This window comes from uncultured Nostoc sp. (assembly GCF_964245575.1).
GTDB lineage: Bacteria > Cyanobacteriota > Cyanobacteriia > Cyanobacteriales > Nostocaceae > Nostoc.
Map to the genome: position 1 here is coordinate 20526 of NZ_CAXTNP010000130.1, position 1169 is coordinate 21694.

Sequence of the window (1169 nt, forward strand, 5' to 3'; positions counted from 1 at the left end):
TTATAATTGCGATGTCTACGACGGGCTATTCGGCGTCGCAGTTCTGAAACCAATTCATAAGTACTTATCCCAATTCTCTTGATGGAGAGACGGTTTCGTTACTTTGAGAAGATGGTTTATTCAAGAAGAAATTCCAGATTTTTTGAATAGCTATTATTAGAAAACCAATCACAGTCACTCCTGCTAGCACTGGGAAAACTAGCGCCAGCAAAGACAGTCCGATTGCCATGACCAACTCAATGGTTGACACAATAGGATTGGTTAATCCACCTGAAACGCCAGTAGAACTTATCCGCAATGTATTCATTAATCCCTTAGTTAATCCTGCGGTTCCACCACCAGCAACTAAAGCTAACGTCCATTGCACCAGTGGATTCATCTCTGGAGCAACAGAAGCTGTTACGATTGTCCCGGTGATAAATGCCGCAGGTGTGGCAACAATATCCAGCAGATGATCCAACCAAGGAATGTAATAACCAGTAATTTCCAGCAAACAAGCGACTGCAAAGACAATTACAGCTTGAGGTGTTTCCAGCCAATCAAAGTCAGTCGGCAAATCAAAATGTCCAAAAACTGAAGCCACACTCAATGCTAGCAGTGGTACAAATACTCGAAAGCCAGCCGCCGCGCTCAAACTAATCCCCAGTAATAATTCAATAAATGTATTTAGGTTGAACAAAGAAATTAAATCCATAGTAAGACTCAAGTTATACTCCTGATGTTTTTTCCATCTTTGAGCTGAACGGAGTGACAACTCTCAGTTGTGATCCTAAGATAATAAACTTGGCGAAAATATTTCATCTGGCTATATGTAGAATCAGTGAAACCCCACCTGTGTGAATACTGCGTAGGTTTTGCCTAAAAAACAACTATACTCTGCTGCATGGTGTTCGCATAGCCACAGGTAATGTCCCTCTGGAGTCAAGACATTCTTTAATCCACCCCAGTGCTGCTGGGGAGCTTTTTCATCTAAAAGTTGACGCAACTAATTGAGAGGATTTTAATCATGCCTAGACTTACTGTTCCACCCAATTTCATCGGCACAGGAGGTTCCGATACTTTAATTGGGGAAGAGTTAAATGCATCTGTGGCAATTGGTATTGATATTTTAACTGGAGGTTTTATTCGTACACTCTCAGAAAATGACACTATCATCGGCAACGGTACTG

General features: G+C 41.5%; 1 protein-coding gene. It reads right to left on the bottom strand.

Annotated features, from left to right (window positions below):
• Positions 1-64: 64 nt before the first annotated feature.
• Positions 65-694: a DUF4126 domain-containing protein gene (locus ACFFAP_RS20635; protein ID WP_375512958.1), complete on the bottom strand. Its 630-nt coding sequence runs from the start codon at positions 692-694 to the stop codon at positions 65-67.
• Positions 695-1169 lie beyond the last annotated feature (475 nt).

What these genes read in the sequence shown, in the direction of transcription:
- ACFFAP_RS20635 (WP_375512958.1), bottom strand. Translation starts at nt 694, where the DNA reads ATGGATTTAATTTCTTTGTTCAACCTAAATACATTTATTGAATTATTA.